The organism is Streptomyces sp. NPDC057682, assembly GCF_042799575.1.
Taxonomy (GTDB): Bacteria; Actinomycetota; Actinomycetes; order Streptomycetales; family Streptomycetaceae; genus Streptomyces.
In genome coordinates this window covers 146,827-166,415 of sequence record NZ_JBHVIN010000021.1, presented here as the reverse complement: position 1 = coordinate 166,415, position 19,589 = coordinate 146,827, and the positions used below count along the sequence as shown (strand labels likewise).

The window sequence follows — 19,589 nt, the reverse complement described above, 5'->3', positions numbered from 1 at the left end:
GCGGGCCGGCCGCCCCCGCTCCCCCGGCTCCTGGCGCCGCGGGGCACCGCGCGGGGCGGCACTGTCCGACCCCACCGATACGGTGGCGCCATGGCTGCCCGTACGAAATCCGCGAAGGACCGGCCGTCCTACCGCTGCACCGAATGCGGCTGGACCACCGCGAAGTGGCTCGGCCGCTGCCCCGAGTGCCAGGCGTGGGGCACGGTCGAGGAGTTCGGAGGTGCCCCGGCCGTGCGCACCACGGCGGCCGGCCGGGTCTCCACCGCCGCGCTCCCCATCGGCCAGATCGACAGCCGGCAGGCCACGGCCCGCTCGACGGGGGTCGGCGAGCTGGACCGGGTGCTGGGCGGCGGGCTGGTGCCCGGGGCCGTCGTGCTGCTCGCGGGCGAGCCCGGCGTCGGCAAGTCCACGCTGCTGCTCGACGTGGCCGCCAAGGCGGCGAGCGAGGACCACCGCACGCTGTACGTCACGGGTGAGGAGTCCGCCAGCCAGGTCCGGCTGCGGGCCGACCGGATCCGGGCGATCCACGACCATCTGTACCTGGCGGCGGAGACCGACCTCTCGGCGGTGCTGGCCCATCTGGACGAGGTCAAGCCCTCGCTGCTCGTCCTGGACTCGGTGCAGACCGTGGCGTCCCCGGAGATCGACGGGGCGCCCGGCGGGATGGCGCAGGTCCGCGAGGTGGCCGGGGCGCTGATCCGCGCCTCCAAGGAGCGCGGCATGTCCACGCTGCTGGTCGGCCACGTCACCAAGGACGGCGCCATCGCCGGTCCCCGGCTGCTGGAGCACCTGGTCGACGTGGTCCTCTCCTTCGAGGGCGACCGGCACGCCCGGCTGCGTCTGGTGCGCGGGGTGAAGAACCGCTACGGGGCGACCGACGAGGTCGGCTGCTTCGAGCTCCACGACGAGGGCATCACCGGCCTCGCCGACCCCTCGGGCCTCTTCCTCACCCGCCGCGACGAGCCCGTCCCGGGCACCTGTCTGACGGTCACCCTGGAGGGCAAGCGCCCCCTGGTCGCCGAGGTGCAGGCGCTCACGGTCGACTCGCAGATCCCCTCGCCCCGGCGCACCACCTCGGGCCTGGAGACGTCCCGGGTGTCGATGATGCTCGCGGTCCTGGAGCAGCGCGGCCGGATCAGCGCGCTGGGCAAGCGGGACATCTACAGCGCCACGGTCGGCGGGGTGAAGCTCACCGAGCCCGCGGCGGACCTCGCCGTCGCGCTCGCCCTGGCCAGCGCGGCCAGCGACACACCGCTGCCGAAGAACCTGGTGGCGATCGGCGAGGTGGGGCTCGCGGGCGAGGTCAGGCGGGTCACCGGGGTCCAGCGACGGCTGGCCGAGGCGCACCGGCTGGGCTTCACGCACGCGCTGGTCCCGGCCGATCCGGGGAAGGTCCCGGCCGGTATGAAGGTCACGGAAGTCGCCAACATGGGCGACGCGCTCAGGGTCCTCCCGCGCCGCTCTCGTGCACAGGCCCCACAGGAGGACAACGCGCGCCGGTAGACTTTGCCCTGGTCTCGCCCGTCCGTGCGAACGGCACGAGGGACCTGGGGTCTCGCGTTCGGATCCGGCAGGATCGGCGCAGCAGGCCCTGAGGGCACCGCAACCTGTGACCGGAGGAGTGCAGTGGCAGCCAGCGACCGGGCAGCATCGCCCGGAAAGTCCGGCCAAGGCACCGGGATCGAGCCGCTGATGCGCGCCTCGTTGTCCGCCGTCGCGCCCGGAATGGCCCTGCGGGACGGCCTGGAGCGCATTCTCCGCGGCAACACCGGCGGGCTGGTCGTCCTCGGTATGGACAAGGCCGTCGAGTCGATGTGCACCGGTGGTTTCGTGCTGGACGTGGAGTTCACGGCGACCCGGCTGCGGGAGCTCGCCAAGCTCGACGGGGCACTGATCCTCGACAAGGACATGACCAAGATCCTGCGCGCCGGCGTGCAGCTGGTCCCGGACGCCTCGATCCCCACCGAGGAGACCGGCACCCGGCACCGCACGGCGGACCGGGTCTCCAAGCAGTGCAACTTCCCGGTCGTCTCGGTCTCGCAGTCGATGCGCCTGATCGCGCTGTACGTGAACGGGGAGCGCCGGGTCCTGGAGGAGTCCGGCGCGATTCTCTCCCGGGCCAATCAGGCCCTCGCCACGCTGGAGCGGTACAAGCTCCGTCTGGACGAGGTCGCCGGGACGCTCTCCGCGCTGGAGATCGAGGACCTGGTGACCGTCCGGGACGTGACGGCCGTGGCCCAGCGCCTGGAGATGGTCCGCCGGATCGCCACCGAGATCGCGGAGTACGTGGTCGAGCTGGGCACCGACGGCCGTCTTCTCTCGCTCCAGCTCGACGAGTTGATCGCCGGAGTGGAGCCCGAGCGCGAGCTGGTCGTCCGGGACTACGTGCCGGAGCCGACCGCCAAGCGCTCGCGCACGGTGGCCGAGGCGCTGACCGAGCTGGACGCGCTGAGCCACACGGAGCTGCTCGAACTTCCGGTGGTGGCGCGGGCGCTGGGCTACAGCGGCTCCCCGGAGACGCTCGACTCGGCGGTCTCGCCGCGCGGTTTCCGGCTGCTGGCGAAGGTGCCGCGGCTGCCGGGCGCGATCATCGACCGGCTGGTGGAGCACTTCGGCGGACTGCAGAAGCTGCTCGCCGCGAGCGTGGACGACCTCCAGACGGTGGACGGCGTCGGCGAGGCACGGGCACGCAGCGTGCGCGAGGGCCTGTCGCGCCTGGCCGAGTCGTCGATCCTGGAGCGGTACGTCTGACCCGGTCGCGGTGACTCCCGGGGCGGCCCCGAGCCCTCCCGGCCCGCCGGGATTCCCTCCCGGCCCGCCCGGACTCTCCCGCGCCCCCGCTCAGTCCTTCGCGAGGACGAACGAGGCGCGCTGCACGGGGGCGCCGGGGGCCTTGGCCTCGACCAGATACGTACCGGGCCCGGCCTTCCCGGCCGGCGGCGTCGCGCACTTCGGGGCGCTCTTGTCGCGGTTCCAGTCCACGGCGTACTCGACGGTCTGCCCCGCCGGAACCTTCAGCAGGACCGCCGCGGTGTCGCGCGGGCAGTCCTTGGAGGACCACACCTGCTCGTCGTCACCGCCCGCCTCGGTCACGGTGAGGACGGCGGCCCTGGGGCCGAAGTCGGCCTTGCAGGTGGTCTTCGTGGTGTTCTCGGCGAGCAGGCGGAACCGGGGCTTGTCGCCCGGCGCGTAGCGCAGATCGGTCTTCAGCGTGAACCGCAGCGCGGTGGGGGCGCAGACGGGCAGCGGGGAGTCGGCGGGGACGCGCTGCCCGGCGACGCCCGCACCCGATCCCGCTCCCGAACCGGCCCCGGTTCCGGCGGCGTTGCCGTTGCCGTCGGTCGCCTCGCCGTCCGCCGGGGCGTCGGTCTCGTCGCCGCCGGCCGAACTCCCGCCGTCGGCCGCACCGCTGCCGCCGCCGTCGCCCGACTCGCCGCCCCCGCCCGGCCGTTCGGTGACGACGGGACCGGTGCCCGAGGGGCCCGGCGTGATGGAGTGCGCGGGCCCCGAGGACGGCGCCTTGGAATCGTCGTGATCCCCCTTGCCGCCACCGGAAGTGACGGCCCATACGATCAGCAACGCGAGCAGCGCGATCAGCGTCGCCGCTACCGCCCTCCGTCGCCAGTAGATGGAGGAGGGAAGCGGCCCGATCGGATTACGCAGAGATCCCACGGCCCAAACTGTACGAGAGATCGGCGTCGACTCCCGCCCCACCCGCCGCCCCGGGCCCCCGAGTTCTGCCGATCATCATCCCGGGAGGGGCCGTTCCCGCTCCGGAGCGGGGATCCGTCACTTTTGGCGACCGGGCGATCGCTCCACGTCACCACGGGGGCGAGGTTCGGCCGGTTGCCGCAACGGCTCGCGGGGCGTGCGGCCACTTGCCGGAACGCGGAGGCGGCCCAGCAGGGGCGGACGGCGGTCCCTATCACTCCAAGGGCTCGTATGAGGGGCGACACCCCCGTGCCCCCGACCCCGTTCCTGCCGTCCGTGCCAGGATCGAGGGTGCGATGACTGCCACGACTGCGACTCAGACGACCCCCGCCTCCCTCCACACCCCCGTCATCGGGTGGTTCGACCAGCACGCCCGCGATCTGCCCTGGCGCCGCCCCGAGGCGGGCGCCTGGGGTGTGATGGTGAGCGAGTTCATGCTGCAGCAGACCCCCGTCAACCGTGTGCTCCCCGTGTACGAGCAGTGGCTGGCCCGCTGGCCGCGCCCCGCCGATCTCGCGGCGGACCCGCCCGGTGAGGCCGTCCGCGCCTGGGGCCGGCTCGGCTATCCGCGCCGGGCACTGCGCCTGCACGGCGCCGCCCAGGCCATAACGGAACGCCACGGCGGCGACGTACCGAGCGAACACGCCCAGCTCCTCGCCCTGCCCGGGATCGGCGAGTACACGGCGGCGGCCGTGGCTTCCTTCGCCTACCGGCAGCGGCACGCCGTCCTCGACACGAACGTCCGCCGGGTGTTCGCGCGGGCCGCGACCGGCATCCAGTACCCGCCGAACGCGACCACCGCGGCCGAGCGCAAGCTCGCCCGCGCGCTGCTGCCCGAGGAGGACGAGCGGGCGGCGCAGTGGGCGGCCGCGACGATGGAGCTCGGCGCCCTGGTCTGCACCGCGAAGAACGAGGACTGCTCACGCTGCCCGATCGCCGCGCAGTGCGCCTGGCGGCTGGCCGGGAAGCCCGCGCACCAGGGGCCGCCGCGCCGCGGCCAGACGTACGCCGGAACCGACCGGCAGGTGCGCGGACGGCTCCTCGCGGTGCTGCGCGACGCGGTGACCCCGGTCCCGCAGGCGGCGCTCGACGCCGTGTGGGAGGAGCCCGTGCAGCGGGCCCGCGCCCTGGACGGGCTGGTCGCCGACGGGCTCGTCGAACCGCTCGCCGGCGGCCACTACCGGCTGCCGCTGACCTGATCGCCCTCCCGGCGGGCCGCCGTCCGCCGGGAGCAGACCCCGTGCCCGGCTGTTACACAACCGATGGACAGCCGTGCGCCGCCCTATGGCTGCCGCGCACAGCCTCGTGACAACTGCTCCGTAGCGTCTTCCCCATCAGCCGGTGACCAGCGGCTGGGAGTGGTTCTACGGGGTTACACGGGGACGGAGGCGGTTGTAATGGCGCAGGGCGAGGTGCTCGGCTTCGAGGAGTACGTGCGGACCCGGCAGGACGCGCTGCTGCGCAGCGCCCGCCGGCTGGTCCCCGACCCCGTGGACGCACAGGACCTGCTGCAGACCGCGCTGGCCCGCACCTACGGGCGCTGGGACGGCATCGCCGACAAGTCCCTCGCCGACGCCTACCTCCGCCGCGTCATGATCAACACCCGGACCGAGTGGTGGCGGGCGCGCCGGCTCGACGAGGTCCCCACCGAGCAGCTTCCCGACGCCAGCATCGAGGACGGCACCGAGCAGCGTGCCGACCGCGCGCTGCTGATGGACGTCCTGGGCGTGCTGGCTCCCAAACAGCGCAGTGTCGTCGTCCTGCGACACTGGGAGCAGATGAGCACGGAGGAGACGGCCGCCGCCCTGGGCATGTCGGCCGGTACGGTGAAGAGCACCCTGCACCGGGCGCTGGCGCGGCTGCGCCAGGAGCTGGAGAGCAGGGAGGCGGCGAGCCGCGAGGAGCGGGCCCGGGAGGACCTCGGGGTCCCGGTGGCGCATCGCGGTACGGCCGCCCGGACCCCGGCGCGGCCGCGGACACAGGCGGGGGCGCCCGCGAAGAGGCGTCATGACGAGCGGGGGCGGGAGCGGTGCGCGGCCTGAGAGGCAGCGGGGACGGCCGTGGGAGGGCCGGAACCATCGGACATCCCACGGGGGACGGCACGGGCGGCGCGCGGGGACGCGCGCTGACGGGCTGGGCGGCGAGCAGTGCGGCACTGGCCGGGCTCGCCGCCTTCGGGCTGTTCGCGGTCAGTTGTTCCACGGGCGGTACGGGCACGCGCGACGAGGGTCCGGCGGGCACCGATCCGGTCGCCCGGGTCACGCCGAGCACGACCGCGTCCGCCCCGGGCCGGCCGGTGCCGCGGGTCGCCCCGGTGGACCTGCTCAAGGCGGACCCCAAGGTCAGCGAGCGGGTCCGGTCGGTACTGCGGCCCTGCACCGGCGACGAGTACCCGGTGGACACCTCGTACGGCAGGCTGACCGGCGGCCCGACCGCCGATGTCGTGGTGAACGTGATGACCTGCGGGGACTCGGTGGGCGTGGGCACGTACGTCTACCGGCCCCGGCCGGACGGCACGTACGAGAACGTCTTCACGGTCGAGCAGCCCGCGGTCTACGGGACGATCGACCGGGGCGATCTGGTGGTGACCACGCAGCTGTACGGGAAGAAGGACGCGGTCGCCTATCCCTCGGCCGAGGAAGTGATCACGTACCACTGGGCGGGCAGCCGGTTCAGTGAGCAGGACCGGGTGCACAACGATTTCAACCGGGCGGTCGGCAGCGGGGACGGGGATCTGCCCGCGCCCACCGAGCCGCCGGAGAACTGAGAGCTGTCCGATGGCCGAGACCCATGTCCTGTTCGTCGAGGACGACGACGTCATCCGCGAGGCGACCCAGCTCGCGCTGGAGCGCGACGGCTTCGCCGTCACCGCGATGCCGGACGGGCTGCGCGGCCTGGAGGCGTTCCGCGCGAACCGGCCGGACATCGCGCTGCTGGACGTGATGGTGCCCGGCCTGGACGGGGTGAGCCTGTGCCGGCGCATCCGGGACGAGTCGACGGTTCCGGTGATCATGCTGTCGGCGCGGGCCGACTCCATCGACGTGGTGCTCGGCCTGGAGGCCGGTGCCGACGACTACGTCACCAAGCCGTTCGACGGGGCGGTCCTGGTCGCCCGGATCCGGGCGGTGCTGCGCCGCTTCGGCCACGCCACGGGCGGCCGGCCCGGCGGCGGCGAGCCGGAGCCGGCGGGCGGGGGCGGGGTGCTGGCCTTCGGTGAGCTGGAGGTGGACACCGAGGGCATGGAGGTCCGCAGGGGCGGTGAGCCGGTGGCGCTGACGCCGACCGAGATGCGGCTGCTGCTGGAGTTCTCCGCCGCGCCCGGCACCGTGCTCTCCCGCGACCGGCTGCTGGAGCGGGTCTGGGACTACGGCTGGGGCGGGGACACCCGGGTCGTGGACGTCCATGTGCAGCGGCTGCGCACCAAGATCGGCCAGGACCGGATCGAGACGGTCCGCGGCTTCGGCTACAAGCTCAGGGCATGAGGCGGCCGGCGCTGCGGACCGGGGTCCGCTGGAAGATCAGTGCGGCGATCGCGGCGGTCGGCGCGCTGATCGCGGTGGCGCTGAGCCTGGTCGTGCACAACGCGGCCCGGGTCTCCATGCTGGAGAACGCGCGCGAGGTCCAGCTGGAGCGGCTGAACTACGCCCAGCTGCTCTACGAGGCGAAGAAGACCAAGAAGGCCGATCCCCGCTTCGGGGCGAAGCTCAACGATCCGACGATGCCCCGGAGCCTGCGGCAGGAGACCCGGCGCAACCGGCGGGCCACGCACGTCGACGACTCGGGCGGAGTGCCCGACGTCTGGGCGGCGGTGCCGGTGGGCAACGGGGACGTGCTCTCGCTGCACACCCGCTTCGCCGACCGCTCCGCCACGATCATGGGGGATCTGGACCGGGCGCTGATCATCGGTTCGGTCTCCGTGGTCCTCGGCGGTTCCGCGCTGGGGGTGCTGATCGGCGGGCAGCTCTCGCGCCGGCTGCGCAAGGCGGCCGCGGCGGCCGGGAAGGTCGCCCAGGGCAACACCGAGGTCCGGGTCAGGGACGCCGTCGGCGGGGTCGTACGGGACGAGACCGATGAGCTGGCCGGTGCGGTGGACGCGCTCACCGACGCGCTGAACGAGCGGATCGAGGCCGAGCGCAGGGTGACCGCGGACATCGCGCACGAGCTGCGCACTCCGGTGACCGGGCTGCTGACCGCGGCCGAGCTGCTGCCCCCGGGCCGCCCCACGGAGCTGGTACGGGACCGGGCGCAGGCGATGCGGACGCTGGTCGAGGACGTGCTGGAGGTGGCCCGGCTGGACAGCGCGTCGGAGCGGGCCGAGCTCCAGGAGATCGCGCTGGGCGAGTTCGTCGGGCGTCGGGTGGCGCTGCTCGATCCCGGGGTGCGGGTGCGGGTGGTCCACGAGTCGTGGGTGAACACCGATCCGCGCCGGCTGGAGCGGATCCTGGGCAATCTGCTGGGCAACGCCGCCAAGTACGGCGCGACGCCGGTCGAGGTCACGGTCGAGGGCCGGGTGGTGCGGATCCGCGACCACGGTCCGGGGTTCCCGGCCGCGCTGCTGCGGGAGGGGCCGAGCCGGTTCCGTACCGGATCGAGCGACCGGGCGGGGAAGGGGCACGGGCTCGGGCTGACCATCGCGGCCGGGCAGGCCCGGGTCCTCGGGGCCCGGCTGACCTTCCGGAACGCGGCGCCCGAGGGGGCCGCCGAGGGCACCGGCGGGGCGGTCGCCGTGCTGTGGCTGCCGGAGCACGCGCCGACCGACACCGGGAGCTACCCGATGCTCCAGTTCGCCGAGCAGCGCGCACCCCGACCGCGCTCACCGGAACCGGACGGCACGGGGACCGCGGGTTCCGGTGAGCGCCGGGGCGACAGGCCGTAGGGCCCTTCTGCCCCTTCCCGTCGGCCGGGGCGACAGGCTCTAGAGCGCTTCGGCGGCCGGGGCCGGGGTCTTCTCGGGGCCGGCGCCGCGCAGCGGCACCTCCTTGACGAAGACCGCCGCGACGAGGGCGAGCAGTCCGACGGACGCGCCGACCAGGAAGGCGATGTGGGTGCCGGAGGCGACCGCGTACTCGTAGGCCTCGCGGACCGGGGCGGGGAGCTTGGCCAGGCTCGCGGCGTCCAGCTGGGCGGAGTGCGCGGTGGCCGCGCCGCCGCCGCGTGCCGTCATCTCGTCCTGGACGCGGCCGGTGAAGAGGGCGCCCATGATGGCGACGCCGAAGGAGCTGCCGAGCGTACGGAACAGGGTGGTGGCCGAGGAGGCGACGCCCATGTCCTTCAGCTCGACGCTGTTCTGCGCCACGAGCATGGTGATCTGCATGAGGAAGCCCATGCCGGCGCCGAGCACCGCCATGTAGAGGCCCGAGGTGACGCGGGTGGTGCCGGTGTCCATCTGCGCGAGCAGGAAGAGTCCGGTGACCATGAGGATCGAGCCGAGGATCGGGAAGATCTTGTACCGGCCGCTGTTGGTGGTGACCCGTCCGGCGATCAGCGAGACGATCATCATCGCGAGCAGCATCGGCAGGAGCAGCAGTCCGGAGTTGGTCGCGGAGGCGCCCTGGACGGACTGCTGGAACAGCGGCAGGAAGAGGACCGCGCCGAACATCACGAAGCCCGCCATGAAGCCGACCACGGACATCAGGGTGAAGTTGGCGTTGCGGAAGATGTGCAGCGGAATGATCGGTTCGGCGGCCTTCGTCTCGACGAAGAGGAAGCCCGCCAGCGCGGCGACGCCGATCGCGATCAGCTCCATGATCACGGCGGAGTTCCAGTCGTACTCCGTACCGCCCCAGGTGGTGACGAGCACGATCGCGGTGATGCCGACGGTCAGGAGCGCGGCGCCGAGGTAGTCGACCTTGGGGCGGACGCGCTCGCGGGCGGGCAGGTGGAGCACGACGGTGATCATGGCGAGGGCCACGGCGCCCAGCGGCAGGTTGATGTAGAAGCTCCAGCGCCAGCCGAGGTGGTCGGTGAGGGTGCCGCCGACCAGCGGACCGCCGATCATGGCGATCGCCATCACGCCGGCCATCATGCCCTGGTACTTGCCGCGCTCGCGGGGCGGCACCAGATCGCCGATGATCGCCATCACGCCGACCATCAGACCGCCGGCGCCCAGGCCCTGGATCGCGCGGAAGCCGATCAGCTGGCCCATGTCCTGGGCCATGCCGCTGAGCACCGAGCCGATCAGGAAGATCACGATGGACGTGAGGAACATGCCCTTGCGTCCGTACATGTCGCCGAGCTTGCCCCAGATCGGGGTGGAGGCCGCCGTCGCCAGGGTGTAGGCCGTGACCACCCAGGACAGATGTTCCAGTCCGCCGAGATCACCGACGATCGTCGGCATCGCGGTGCCGACGATCAGGTTGTCCAGCATGGCCAGCAGCATGGTGATCATCAGGGCGAGAATCACCACCCGGACGCTGCGCTGCTTCGGTTCGGGGCTCCCCGTCGCGGCGGGCGGGGAATCCGCCCTGCCGTCGGTCGCCTTCACCAGATCCGCCATGGTTCCCACTCCCCGGTTCCCCTGTTAGCCGGGCACTTACTTGCCGCCCGGCTAGTTGATTACACTAGGGGAAAGTAGACCCGTAACTAGCCGGGCGTCAAGTAAGTTTTTGGGAGAGCACCATGAGCAGCACGCCGCAGCGGCGCCGGGGCAATACGCGCCAGCGCATCCAGGACGTCGCGCTGGAGCTCTTCTCCGAGCAGGGGTACGAGAAGACCTCGCTCCGCGAGATCTCCGAGAAACTCGACGTCACGAAGGCGGCGCTCTACTACCACTTCAAGACGAAGGAAGACATCCTCGTCAGCATCTTCGACGATCTGAACCGGCCGATCGAGGAGCTGATCGCCTGGGGCAAGGAGCAGCCGCGCACGCTGGAGACCAAGAAGGAGATCCTGGTCCGCTACAGCGAGGCCATGGCCGGCGCCTCCGCGCTCTTCCGCTTCATGCAGGAGAACCAGGCGACGGTGCGCGATCTGAGCATCGGCGAGACGATCAAGCACCGCGTGATCGGGCTGGTCGACCTGATCAAGGACCCCGACGCCCCCCTCACCGACCAGGTGCGGTGCTTCACCGCGCTCTTCACGATGCACGCCGGGATGTTCGCGCTCCGGGACGCCGAAGGCGACCCCGAGGAGAAGCGCAAGGCCGTCCTCGAAGTCGCCGTCGATCTGGTCACCCGGGCCCACGACCCGGGCGCCGCCCACTGAGGGGCGGCGCGTCACGGTCCGGTCAGACCGAGATGCCGTGGCGGTGCAGGTAGTCGACCGGGTTCACCGCGGAACCGTAGTTCGGGGTGGTCCGGATCTCGAAGTGCAGGTGCGGGCCGCTGGAGTTCCCGGTGTTGCCGGACAGGGCGATCTTCTGGCCCTTCTTCACGTGCTGGCCGATGTGCACATCGATCTTCGACAGGTGCGCGTACTGCGAGTACGTGCCGTTGCCGTGCTTGATCACGACGGCGTTGCCGTACGCGGGGCCGTCGCCGCCGCCGTTCGGGCCGGCCTTCACGACGGTGCCGTTGTGCGCGGCGGCGACCTTGGTGCCGATCGGCACGGCGAAGTCCTGGCCGGAGTGCTTGTGCGCCCAGCGGCTGCCGTCGTTGCCGAAGCTCGCGCTCAGCTGGTAGTGGCTGACCGGGGTCTTCCACGCCAGCTTCGAGGCCTTCTTCGCGGCGGCCTTCTTGGCGGCCGCCTTCTTCTTGGCGTTCTCGGCCTTCTTCTCGGCCTTCTTCGCGGCGGCGTGCTGGGCGGCCTTGCCCTGCGCGGCGGCCTGCTGGGCGACCGAGTCGGCGGTCGTGGTGCTCACCAGGCTCGCGGAGCCGGCGGTTCCCGCCGGGGCGGCCGCGATCGCAGCACCCGCACCGAGAACCATCGACGTCCCGAGGCCGGCTGCCACCACGGCGCCGCGGACACGGGGGGCGGACAGGCGGCGGGACTGGAACGTGACGCGCTTCGACATAAGCGGAAAACCTCCGGGTATGACTGGACCCGGCGTTCTGCCGGGCTTGCCCCACCTTGGTAACCCGCCTCCGGGGGTCGGCTCAAACCCCCCTCCTACGAGGGGAGGCCGTAGTCGAAGCCCCGGGAATTCGGTTCGGCGCCTCCCGGAACGATCACGGAAGAGGCCGCCGAAAGTCTGTGCGTGAAGAGGTTTAACCCCTGTTCCGAACCGAACTAAACGGACAGAACCCAGCTATCGCGGCAGTTGCCGCTAAACACCCGAAGGCACCCTCCGGGAGGGGGTCGAAGGTCCCTTCCGACCTCCACCCCCCAGCTCCTAAGGTGCCTAGTAGGCCCTGAAAGGCCTGTGCGCCTTGTCACCGGCGGTGGGACCGACGCCCGTCCGTTTCGGGACCTTCGGCCCCGGGTACGGAACGCCGCCGGAGCGGCCCTACACCGCCGGCAGGCCCGTCACCTTCTTGGCGTGCAACGCCACGAGCTGCTTGCCGCCCGAGGCCAGGTACCAGCGGTCGAGGTCGCCGCTGCCGTCGTTGTACGTCCAGCGCAGCTTCCCGCTCCCCGCGTCGAAGGCGTGGATGCCGCCGTTCTTGTCGAACTCGGTCGCCCCGTAGAGGACGTCCCCGACCTTCGCGTACTGCCAGGGCGCGGCGACCTCCAGGCTTCCCTTGTCGTGCCAGTGCTGCTTGCCCGTCGCCGGGTCCGCCGCCCAGAGGCCGTGCCCGCTGTCGGATACGTAGAGCACGCCGTCGAGGACCGCCGGGTCGTTGAACCGGCTGTACTTCTCCGTCGCGAACGACCACTTCTCGGCGCCGTCGGCCAGGTCGAAGGCGCGGATCCGCTCGCCGTTGGACAGGATCGCCAGGCCCTCGTGGAGCACGAAGGCCCGGTTGTTGGAGCGGCCGATCTTCTTCGTCCACACCTGCTTGCCGGTCGCGGTGTCGCGCACCGTGAGGTTCTCGCGGAAGTCCGTGTAGACCAGGCGGTTGCCCGCCACCCGCGCGGTGATGCCGTTCGCCTCGGTGCCGTGGTCGCGCTGCTCGCGCCAGACGACCTTGCCCGAGCCGGTGTCGATCGCGGCGATCACGTTGTCCGGCGTCCGGAAGTCCTTGTCCAGGATTCCCGCGACGACGTAGACGTGCCGGCCGTCCGCGGCGATGACCTTGGGCTGCGCGTACTCCTTGTCGCCCAGCCGGCTGCGCCAGACGTCCTTGCCGGTCTTCGGGTCGAGCCCGATGATGTTGCCGTCGTAACGGGCGCTGGCCAGATAGAGCGTGCCGTCGCCCACGAGCATGGAGGCGCCGGGGGTGGTGACCTCCGCGCGCGACCAGAGCTCCTTGCCGGTGGCGAGGTCGCGGGCCACCAGCGGATCGCCCGAGACGAGCACCACGTCGTCCACCACGGTCACCGCGGAGATCCAGGCCAGCCCGTCGTAGGTGGTGGACTGCTGCCAGGTCGGCGAGGGCTTGGAGCCGGGCGCCGGGGTGGCCGCCCCCTTCCCCGGCTTCTCCGTACCGCCGCCGATGACCTCCTCCTCGGGCCCGCAGGCCGCCGCACCGCCTCCCAGAAGCACCAGACCGGCTCCCGCCAGCTTCATCATCTGCCTGCGTGACACATCGCGTCTGCGCATGATCTGCCTCATCCCCCTCGCTGTCCGTCCACGATCCGGACCGGGTGTCCGGATCCGGGAGCAGATTAACCAGCGATTTTCCGTCTCCGACGGCGGGGAACGCGACCGGGACATCTCTGTGACGCGGCCGTCACCTGATACGCGACAGCAAAGAGGCGGCCCCGTACCGGTATGCACCGGTACGGGGCCGCCTCGTGCGGCGTGTCAGCTCCGGGGAGCCGTCACGCCTCCTTCGTCATGTTCGGGCCGGCGCCGCCTGCCGCCTGCTCGATCGGCGGGACGTCGGGCAGGGCCGACTTCTCCTCGCCGCGGAAGGTGAACTTCTGGTCGTCGCCCTCGCCCTCGCTGCCGACGACCACGATGTGGCCGGGGCGCAGCTCGCCGAAGAGGATCTTCTCCGAGAGGACGTCCTCGATCTCGCGCTGGATCGTCCGGCGCAGCGGCCGGGCGCCCATCACGGGGTCGTAGCCCTTCTTCGCGAGCAGCTTCTTGGCGTCCGCGCTGAGCTCGATGCCCATGTCGCGGTCCTTCAGCCGCTCGTCCACCTTGGCGATCATCAGGTCGACGATCTCGATGATGTCTTCCTGGCTGAGCTGGTGGAAGACGACGGTGTCGTCGACACGGTTGAGGAACTCGGGCCGGAAGTGCTGCTTGAGCTCTTCGTTGACCTTGACCTTCATCCGCTCGTAGTTCGTCTTGACGTCGCCCTGGGCCGCGAAGCCCAGGTTGAAGCCCTTGGAGATGTCCCGGGTCCCGAGGTTGGTCGTCATGATGATGACCGTGTTCTTGAAGTCCACGACCCGGCCCTGGGAGTCGGTCAGGCGACCGTCCTCCAGGATCTGGAGCAGGGAGTTGAAGATGTCGGGGTGGGCCTTCTCGACCTCGTCGAAGAGGACGACGGAGAACGGCTTGCGGCGCACCTTCTCGGTGAGCTGGCCGCCCTCCTCGTAGCCCACGTAGCCGGGGGGCGAACCGAAGAGACGCGAGACCGTGTGCTTCTCGCTGAACTCCGACATGTCGAGGGAGATCAGCGCGTCCTCGTCACCGAAGAGGAACTCGGCGAGCGTCTTGGACAGCTCGGTCTTACCGACACCGGACGGGCCGGCGAAGATGAACGAGCCACCGGGGCGCTTCGGGTCCTTCAGACCGGCCCGCGTACGGCGGATCGCCTGCGAGAGGGCCTTGATGGCGTCCTTCTGACCGATGACGCGCTTGTGCAGCTCGTCCTCCATGCGCAGCAGACGGGAGGATTCCTCCTCCGTCAGCTTGAAGACCGGGATGCCGGTGGCGGTGGCGAGGACCTCGGCGATCAGCTCGCCGTCGACCTCGGCCACGACGTCCATGTCGCCGGCCTTCCACTCCTTCTCGCGCTTGGCCTTCGCCGCCAGCAGCTGCTTCTCCTTGTCGCGGAGGGAAGCCGCCTTCTCGAAGTCCTGGGAGTCGATGGCCGACTCCTTGTCGCGGCGCACGCCCGCGATCTTCTCGTCGAACTCGCGGAGGTCCGGCGGCGCGGTCATCCGGCGGATGCGCATCCGGGAACCGGCCTCGTCGATCAGGTCGATCGCCTTGTCCGGCAGGAAGCGGTCCGAGATGTAGCGGTCGGCCAGCGTCGCGGCCTGGACCAGTGCCTCGTCCGTGATGGAGACGCGGTGGTGGGCCTCGTAGCGGTCGCGCAGACCCTTGAGGATCTCGATGGTGTGCGGCAGCGACGGCTCCGCGACCTGGATGGGCTGGAAGCGGCGCTCCAGCGCGGCGTCCTTCTCCAGGTGCTTGCGGTACTCGTCGAGCGTGGTGGCGCCGATGGTCTGGAGCTCACCGCGGGCCAGCATCGGCTTGAGGATGCTGGCGGCGTCGATCGCGCCCTCGGCGGCACCCGCACCCACCAGGGTGTGGAGCTCGTCGATGAACAGGATGATGTCGCCGCGGGTGCGGATCTCCTTGAGGACCTTCTTCAGGCGCTCCTCGAAGTCACCGCGGTAGCGGGAGCCGGCGACCAGGGCACCGAGGTCGAGGGTGTAGAGGTGCTTGTCCTTGAGGGTCTCGGGCACCTCGCCCTTGACGATGGCCTGGGCCAGGCCCTCGACGACCGCCGTCTTGCCGACGCCGGGCTCGCCGATGAGGACCGGGTTGTTCTTGGTGCGGCGGGACAGCACCTGCATGACCCGCTCGATCTCCTTCTCGCGCCCGATGACCGGGTCGAGCTTGGACTCACGAGCGGCCTGGGTGAGGTTCCGGCCGAACTGGTCGAGCACCAGCGAGGTGGAGGGGGTGCCCTCCGCGGGGCCACCGGCGGTGGCCGCCTCCTTGCCGCCCGAGTACCCGGACAGCAGCTGGATGACCTGCTGGCGGACCCGGTTCAGGTCGGCGCCCAGCTTCACGAGGACCTGGGCGGCGACGCCCTCGCCCTCGCGGATCAGACCCAGCAGGATGTGCTCGGTGCCGATGTAGTTGTGGCCGAGCTGAAGGGCCTCGCGGAGCGACAGCTCCAGGACCTTCTTGGCTCGGGGGGTGAAGGGGATGTGCCCGGACGGGGCCTGCTGGCCCTGACCGATGATCTCCTCCACCTGCTGACGGACCGCCTCGAGCGAAATCCCGAGGCTCTCCAGTGCCTTAGCGGCGACACCCTCACCCTCGTGGATCAGGCCCAGGAGGATGTGCTCGGTGCCGATGTAGTTGTGGTTGAGCATCCGGGCTTCTTCCTGAGCCAGGACGACAACCCGCCGCGCGCGGTCGGTGAACCTCTCGAACATCGTTAATCGCTCCTCAGAGCGGTCAGGCAGTAAGGGGTCGGTCCCCTCCCTGTCCTTCCGCAGCTTAGTCCCGCAAGCGGGGACCGCTCATTCCAACTGCCGACACCCGGCCCTGCTTCCCGGGGGGATCGCCCGCCCCGAACGCCGACAACTCCTCCAACCCGATGGTGCGAGACGATGTTCCCGCAGGCCAGGCGGATACCCCTATCGCCAGTACGCCGATGGCGAACGTGAGACGTCCGGTGGCTTGCGTGTCGCCCCTCCCCACTGGGGATGTCCTACCCGCAATTACAGACAGTCCATGCGGCGTACGCGGGTTCCCTCCGCTACGGGCGAACATCTTCGTACTCCCGAATGCGCCCGTACGCCCCCAACCCGGACACCCTATGCGTTCGAGGGGGAACTCTGCGTAACCCCGGGCGCGCATCGGCCGTTCTTCCGGCATGGCCCTCACCGTCCCCCCGCCCCGTATCGCGCCCCCCGTACCGCGGGACGGCCGCACCGACGCGGTGTCACGGGATCCGTGGGCCCGGTGGTACGAGCGGGAGCTGGGCTGGGCGACGGCCGGCGGCACACCGGTGCGGCTGCTCACGGGGCTGCGGTTCGACGCGCTCGTCGTCCCCGCCGCGGTCGGCCGTGCGGCGCTGCGGCGGGTGGGCCGGACCGGTCCGGTGGCGGTCGCGGGCCGGCGGATGAGCGTGCTGGTCGCTCCGGGGAGCGCCGATGAGCTGCCTGGGCTGCTCGACTGGCTGGAGTGGGGCGGGGTCGCCCTGGCCCTGACCGCGCTGGGCGCGGGCGGGCGGATCACCGCACCCCGACCGCCGGGTCTGGAGGGTGCGCCGGGGGCCGCCGTGTGGCTGCGGCCCCCCAGTGCCTCGCGCGAGCGGGGAGACGAGCCGGTGTTTCCGGCCCTCTCCGGCTTCGGGAGCAGGGGTGGGGATGCTCCCGATCTCGTCCGGCTCGTGGACGCCATGGCGACGGAATGCCACCGGGCCCGGCTGACGCGCGCCCGGACGGGGTTGCACTCCGAGAAAACCGCCGCTCAGCCGTTGGCCTTCTCGTAGGCTTCCCGGATCTCGGCGGGAACGCGGCCCCGGTCATTCACGTTGTGGCCGTTCTCGCGCGCCCACTTGCGGATCTCGGCGGTGTCCTTGTTGCCGCCGGAGACCGCACGGCCCTTGCCGCGGCCGGACGCCGCACGGCCACCGGTGCGCCGGCCGTTCTTGGCGTAGGGCTCCAGAAGGGAGCGCAGCTTGTCCGCGTTGCTGGTGGTGAGGTCAATCTCGTACGTCTTGCCGTCGAGAGCGAACGTCACGGTCTCGTCCGCCTCGCCACCGTCGAGGTCGTCAACAAGAAGGACCTGAACCTTCTGTGCCACCGGATTTCCTTTCATCGAAAATGGAGTACGCGGAAAGGAAACCGCTTTTCCCCGGAAAACACAAACCCCCGGGAGAGGTTCAGGAGCGCAAGAGGACGGGAAACGTGCGCGATTCGGACATAGGGTCCGCGCCACTTCCGACGGTCACAGGTGCAGAAGCATCCGGCTGTTGCCCAAGGTGTTCGGCTTCACTCGTTCGAGCCCCAGGAACTCCGCGACACCCTCGTCATAGGAACGCAGCAGCTCGCTGTAGACATCTCCGTCGACCGGAGTCTCTCCGATCTCGACGAAGCCGTGCTTGGCGAAGAAGTCGACTTCGAAGGTGAGGCAGAAAACCCTCCGCACACCGAGCCAGCGGGCGGTCTGCAACAACTTGTCCAGCACCTGATGTCCCACTCCGGCACCTCGGATGCTGTGGTCGACCGCGAGAGTACGGACTTCGGCGAGGTCTTCCCACATGACGTGGAGTGCACCGCAGCCGACGACCCGGGCGTCCTCGTCGCGTTCGGCGATCCAGAACTCCTGGATGTCCTCGTAAAGGGTGACGGTCGCTTTGTCGAGCAGGATGCCTTCTCGCACGTAGCCGTCGAGGAGACGCCGGACCGCGCTGACATCGCTCGTCCGCGCGCGACGGACGGTGATGGCCACGTTTATAACCGACGGTTCGGTATGGGAATCGGTTTGCGGAAGCTCTGAGGACATACCCAGACGCTATCGCCCGGCGTCCGGCTCCGCGTCATCGGCCGCTTCGCCGCCTTCAGGGCTTGCGTCCGGACCGGCCCCGGCGGCATCCCCGGGAAGTGCGGGCAGAACGATCCGCATGGCGTCCCGCAGGGCCTCGCGCTGCTCGGCCGACATCATCCCGAAGAACGCGACCAGGGCGGCAGCGGGGTTGTCACTGCGCGACCAGGCTTCGTTCATCAGTGCGGCCGAGTAGGCGGCGCGGGTGGAGACGGCCGTATATCGATAAGCGCGGCCGTCCACTTCCCGGCGCACCCAGCCCTTCTGATGGAGATTGTCCATAACCGTCATGACGGTCGTGTATGCGATGGACCGCTCCTGCTGAAGGTCTTCGAGCACTTCTCGAACCGTGACCGGCCGGTTCCATTCCCAGACCCGTGTCATCACGGCGTCTTCCAGCTCTCCCAATTGACGGGGCACAGCGCCACCTTAGTGTCGGATGTCCGAAATGCACTGGTATTTACACAGCAAAAGGGCGTACGGCTCTCAGGAGCCGTACGCCCTTCGTACGTGCGGTGTGCCCGGAACCGGGTCCGGGAGGGTCAGGCCCCGTCGGTGCCCGGCGTCTGGCGGGCGGCCTCCGCGCGACCGATCGCGGCGTCCACGGCCGCGTCCTCCTTGGCCTTGTTCGGCCCGCCCTGGCTCTTGACGATCGTCACGACCAGGCCGATGAAGAAGGCGGCCATCACCACGGGCGGCACAAGCGCGGATACGTAGTCCATGCGTCCAGAGTAGCGAGCCGGGTCCGGGTCCCCCGCGCCTACCCCGCGGCGCGCTCCGAGGGCGGCGGCGAGGGGCGCCGACGGGGCGGGAAGACCTCGGAGGGCTTGGGCGCCGGGCGTCCGGAGGGGTTCGCGGGACGGGCGGGCGGTGTCGGGGCCGGCTCCGGTTTCGGGGAGTCCGCCGCCCGGCCGCCCGGCAGCGCGAGCAGCCGGCCGCGCGGCGCCGGAGCCGTCGCGGGGGCGGCCCGTCCGGCCAGCCGGGCCCGGACCGAGCGCTCCGCCAGGATCCGGCAGCGCTCCAGCAGCGCCGCGGCGACCGGGGCGCCGCGCAGCGCGCGCAGGGCCGCCAGATCCTCGGGGCGCGGGTCGTAACCGGCGGCCAGGGCGTCCTGGAGCAGCTCCAGATATCCGCTGAGCGAACCGGGCAACGCGTCGCGGTAGCGGGCGAGGTCCGCGAGGAGGAAGGCGCGGAGCCGTCCGGCCTCGGCGGCGGCCTCGTCGACGGAGCCCGCGAGGCGCAGGCAGTCCTGGACGTCCTCGTCGGGCAGGGGCGCGGGGTGCAGGGCGACGGCGAGGGCACGGCGGAGCACGCGCAGTTCGTCCGCGCTGAACGCCATACCGCCGCGTGATCCGTAGGGCGTGGGCATAACGCGACAATACGTGCTAAAGGGACAAAATCCGCTTAGCTGGCCGTCGATGGCGCGGCG

19 protein-coding genes are annotated in these 19,589 nt (G+C 71.1%); 9 read left to right on the top strand and 10 right to left on the bottom strand.

All coding sequences use genetic code 11. The features are described 5' to 3' along the window. Window positions 1-90 precede the first annotated feature (90 nt). Window positions 91-1,503: a DNA repair protein RadA gene (gene radA / locus ACFVDM_RS32395; protein ID WP_383648774.1), complete on the top strand. Its 1,413-nt coding sequence runs from the start codon at window positions 91-93 to the stop codon at window positions 1,501-1,503. Between the two features lie 123 nt (window positions 1,504-1,626). Beyond that, a complete protein-coding gene (gene disA, locus ACFVDM_RS32390) occupies window positions 1,627-2,751 on the top strand; it encodes a DNA integrity scanning diadenylate cyclase DisA (protein ID WP_383648771.1) in 1,125 nt (374 codons plus the stop codon). A 90-nt stretch (window positions 2,752-2,841) separates the two neighbouring features. On the opposite strand, the gene ACFVDM_RS32385 is transcribed toward disA, so the two are convergent. After that, entirely contained in the window at window positions 2,842-3,672 is an 831-nt protein-coding gene (locus tag ACFVDM_RS32385; RefSeq protein ID WP_383648768.1) for a hypothetical protein, read from the bottom strand. A 335-nt stretch (window positions 3,673-4,007) separates the two neighbouring features. Between ACFVDM_RS32385 and ACFVDM_RS32380 the strand changes: the two genes are divergently transcribed. From ACFVDM_RS32380 to cseC, 5 genes are all read left to right on the top strand, one after another. Next, entirely contained in the window at window positions 4,008-4,910 is a 903-nt protein-coding gene (locus ACFVDM_RS32380) for an A/G-specific adenine glycosylase (protein ID WP_383648764.1), read from the top strand. A 198-nt stretch (window positions 4,911-5,108) separates the two neighbouring features. Next, a complete protein-coding gene (locus tag ACFVDM_RS32375) occupies window positions 5,109-5,753 on the top strand; it encodes a SigE family RNA polymerase sigma factor (RefSeq protein WP_383648761.1) in 645 nt (214 codons plus the stop codon). Then, window positions 5,741-6,478, top strand: a complete 738-nt coding sequence (locus tag ACFVDM_RS32370; protein WP_383648758.1) for a hypothetical protein — start codon at window positions 5,741-5,743, stop codon at window positions 6,476-6,478. Before ACFVDM_RS32375 ends, ACFVDM_RS32370 begins: the two co-directional genes overlap by 13 nt. Before the next feature lie 10 nt (window positions 6,479-6,488). Continuing rightward, the gene (cseB, locus tag ACFVDM_RS32365; protein ID WP_383648756.1) at window positions 6,489-7,193 is read left to right on the top strand and encodes a two-component system response regulator CseB; all 705 of its coding nucleotides are present in this window, start codon (window positions 6,489-6,491) and stop codon (window positions 7,191-7,193) included. Next, the gene (cseC, locus tag ACFVDM_RS32360; RefSeq protein WP_383648753.1) at window positions 7,190-8,587 is read left to right on the top strand and encodes a two-component system sensor histidine kinase CseC; all 1,398 of its coding nucleotides are present in this window, start codon (window positions 7,190-7,192) and stop codon (window positions 8,585-8,587) included. Before cseB ends, cseC begins: the two co-directional genes overlap by 4 nt. A gap of 39 nt (window positions 8,588-8,626) precedes the next feature. Here the strand turns inward: cseC and ACFVDM_RS32355 are convergent, their stop codons facing one another. After that, window positions 8,627-10,207 carry an MDR family MFS transporter gene (locus tag ACFVDM_RS32355; RefSeq protein WP_383648750.1) on the bottom strand — a complete coding sequence of 527 codons (1,581 nt, stop codon included), beginning with the start codon at window positions 10,205-10,207 and terminating at the stop codon, window positions 8,627-8,629. Between the two features lie 122 nt (window positions 10,208-10,329). On the opposite strand from ACFVDM_RS32355, the gene ACFVDM_RS32350 reads away from it, so the two are divergent. Beyond that, window positions 10,330-10,914 (top strand): TetR/AcrR family transcriptional regulator, encoded by a 585-nt coding sequence (locus tag ACFVDM_RS32350; RefSeq protein WP_383648747.1) that lies wholly within the window; start codon window positions 10,330-10,332, stop codon window positions 10,912-10,914. Between the two features lie 22 nt (window positions 10,915-10,936). Here the strand turns inward: ACFVDM_RS32350 and ACFVDM_RS32345 are convergent, their stop codons facing one another. From ACFVDM_RS32345 to ACFVDM_RS32335, 3 genes are all read right to left on the bottom strand, one after another. After that, a complete protein-coding gene (locus ACFVDM_RS32345; protein WP_383648744.1) occupies window positions 10,937-11,662 on the bottom strand; it encodes a M23 family metallopeptidase in 726 nt (241 codons plus the stop codon). 432 nt (window positions 11,663-12,094) lie between these two features. Beyond that, window positions 12,095-13,291: a PQQ-binding-like beta-propeller repeat protein gene (locus tag ACFVDM_RS32340; RefSeq protein ID WP_383648741.1), complete on the bottom strand. Its 1,197-nt coding sequence runs from the start codon at window positions 13,289-13,291 to the stop codon at window positions 12,095-12,097. 221 nt (window positions 13,292-13,512) lie between these two features. Then, window positions 13,513-16,041, bottom strand: coding sequence for an ATP-dependent Clp protease ATP-binding subunit (locus ACFVDM_RS32335; protein ID WP_383648738.1), 2,529 nt, complete (start codon window positions 16,039-16,041; stop codon window positions 13,513-13,515). 443 nt (window positions 16,042-16,484) lie between these two features. Here ACFVDM_RS32335 and ACFVDM_RS32330 point away from each other — a divergent pair, with 443 nt between their 5' ends. Further along, a complete protein-coding gene (locus tag ACFVDM_RS32330) occupies window positions 16,485-17,105 on the top strand; it encodes an SCO3374 family protein (RefSeq protein WP_383648735.1) in 621 nt (206 codons plus the stop codon). Here the strand turns inward: ACFVDM_RS32330 and ACFVDM_RS32325 are convergent. The 5 genes from ACFVDM_RS32325 to ACFVDM_RS32305 form a co-directional block, all read right to left on the bottom strand. Next, entirely contained in the window at window positions 17,084-17,419 is a 336-nt protein-coding gene (locus ACFVDM_RS32325) for an Lsr2 family protein (protein ID WP_018102272.1), read from the bottom strand. The two genes, ACFVDM_RS32330 and ACFVDM_RS32325, sit on opposite strands and share 22 nt — an antisense overlap. Before the next feature lie 144 nt (window positions 17,420-17,563). Next, window positions 17,564-18,121 (bottom strand): amino-acid N-acetyltransferase, encoded by a 558-nt coding sequence (locus ACFVDM_RS32320; protein WP_383648733.1) that lies wholly within the window; start codon window positions 18,119-18,121, stop codon window positions 17,564-17,566. A gap of 9 nt (window positions 18,122-18,130) precedes the next feature. Continuing rightward, window positions 18,131-18,580, bottom strand: a complete 450-nt coding sequence (locus ACFVDM_RS32315; protein ID WP_383648731.1) for a BlaI/MecI/CopY family transcriptional regulator — start codon at window positions 18,578-18,580, stop codon at window positions 18,131-18,133. 122 nt (window positions 18,581-18,702) lie between these two features. Further along, window positions 18,703-18,882 (bottom strand): hypothetical protein, encoded by a 180-nt coding sequence (locus tag ACFVDM_RS32310; protein ID WP_383648728.1) that lies wholly within the window; start codon window positions 18,880-18,882, stop codon window positions 18,703-18,705. Between the two features lie 38 nt (window positions 18,883-18,920). Beyond that, window positions 18,921-19,499: a hypothetical protein gene (locus ACFVDM_RS32305; RefSeq protein ID WP_383648828.1), complete on the bottom strand. Its 579-nt coding sequence runs from the start codon at window positions 19,497-19,499 to the stop codon at window positions 18,921-18,923. Window positions 19,500-19,589 lie beyond the last annotated feature (90 nt).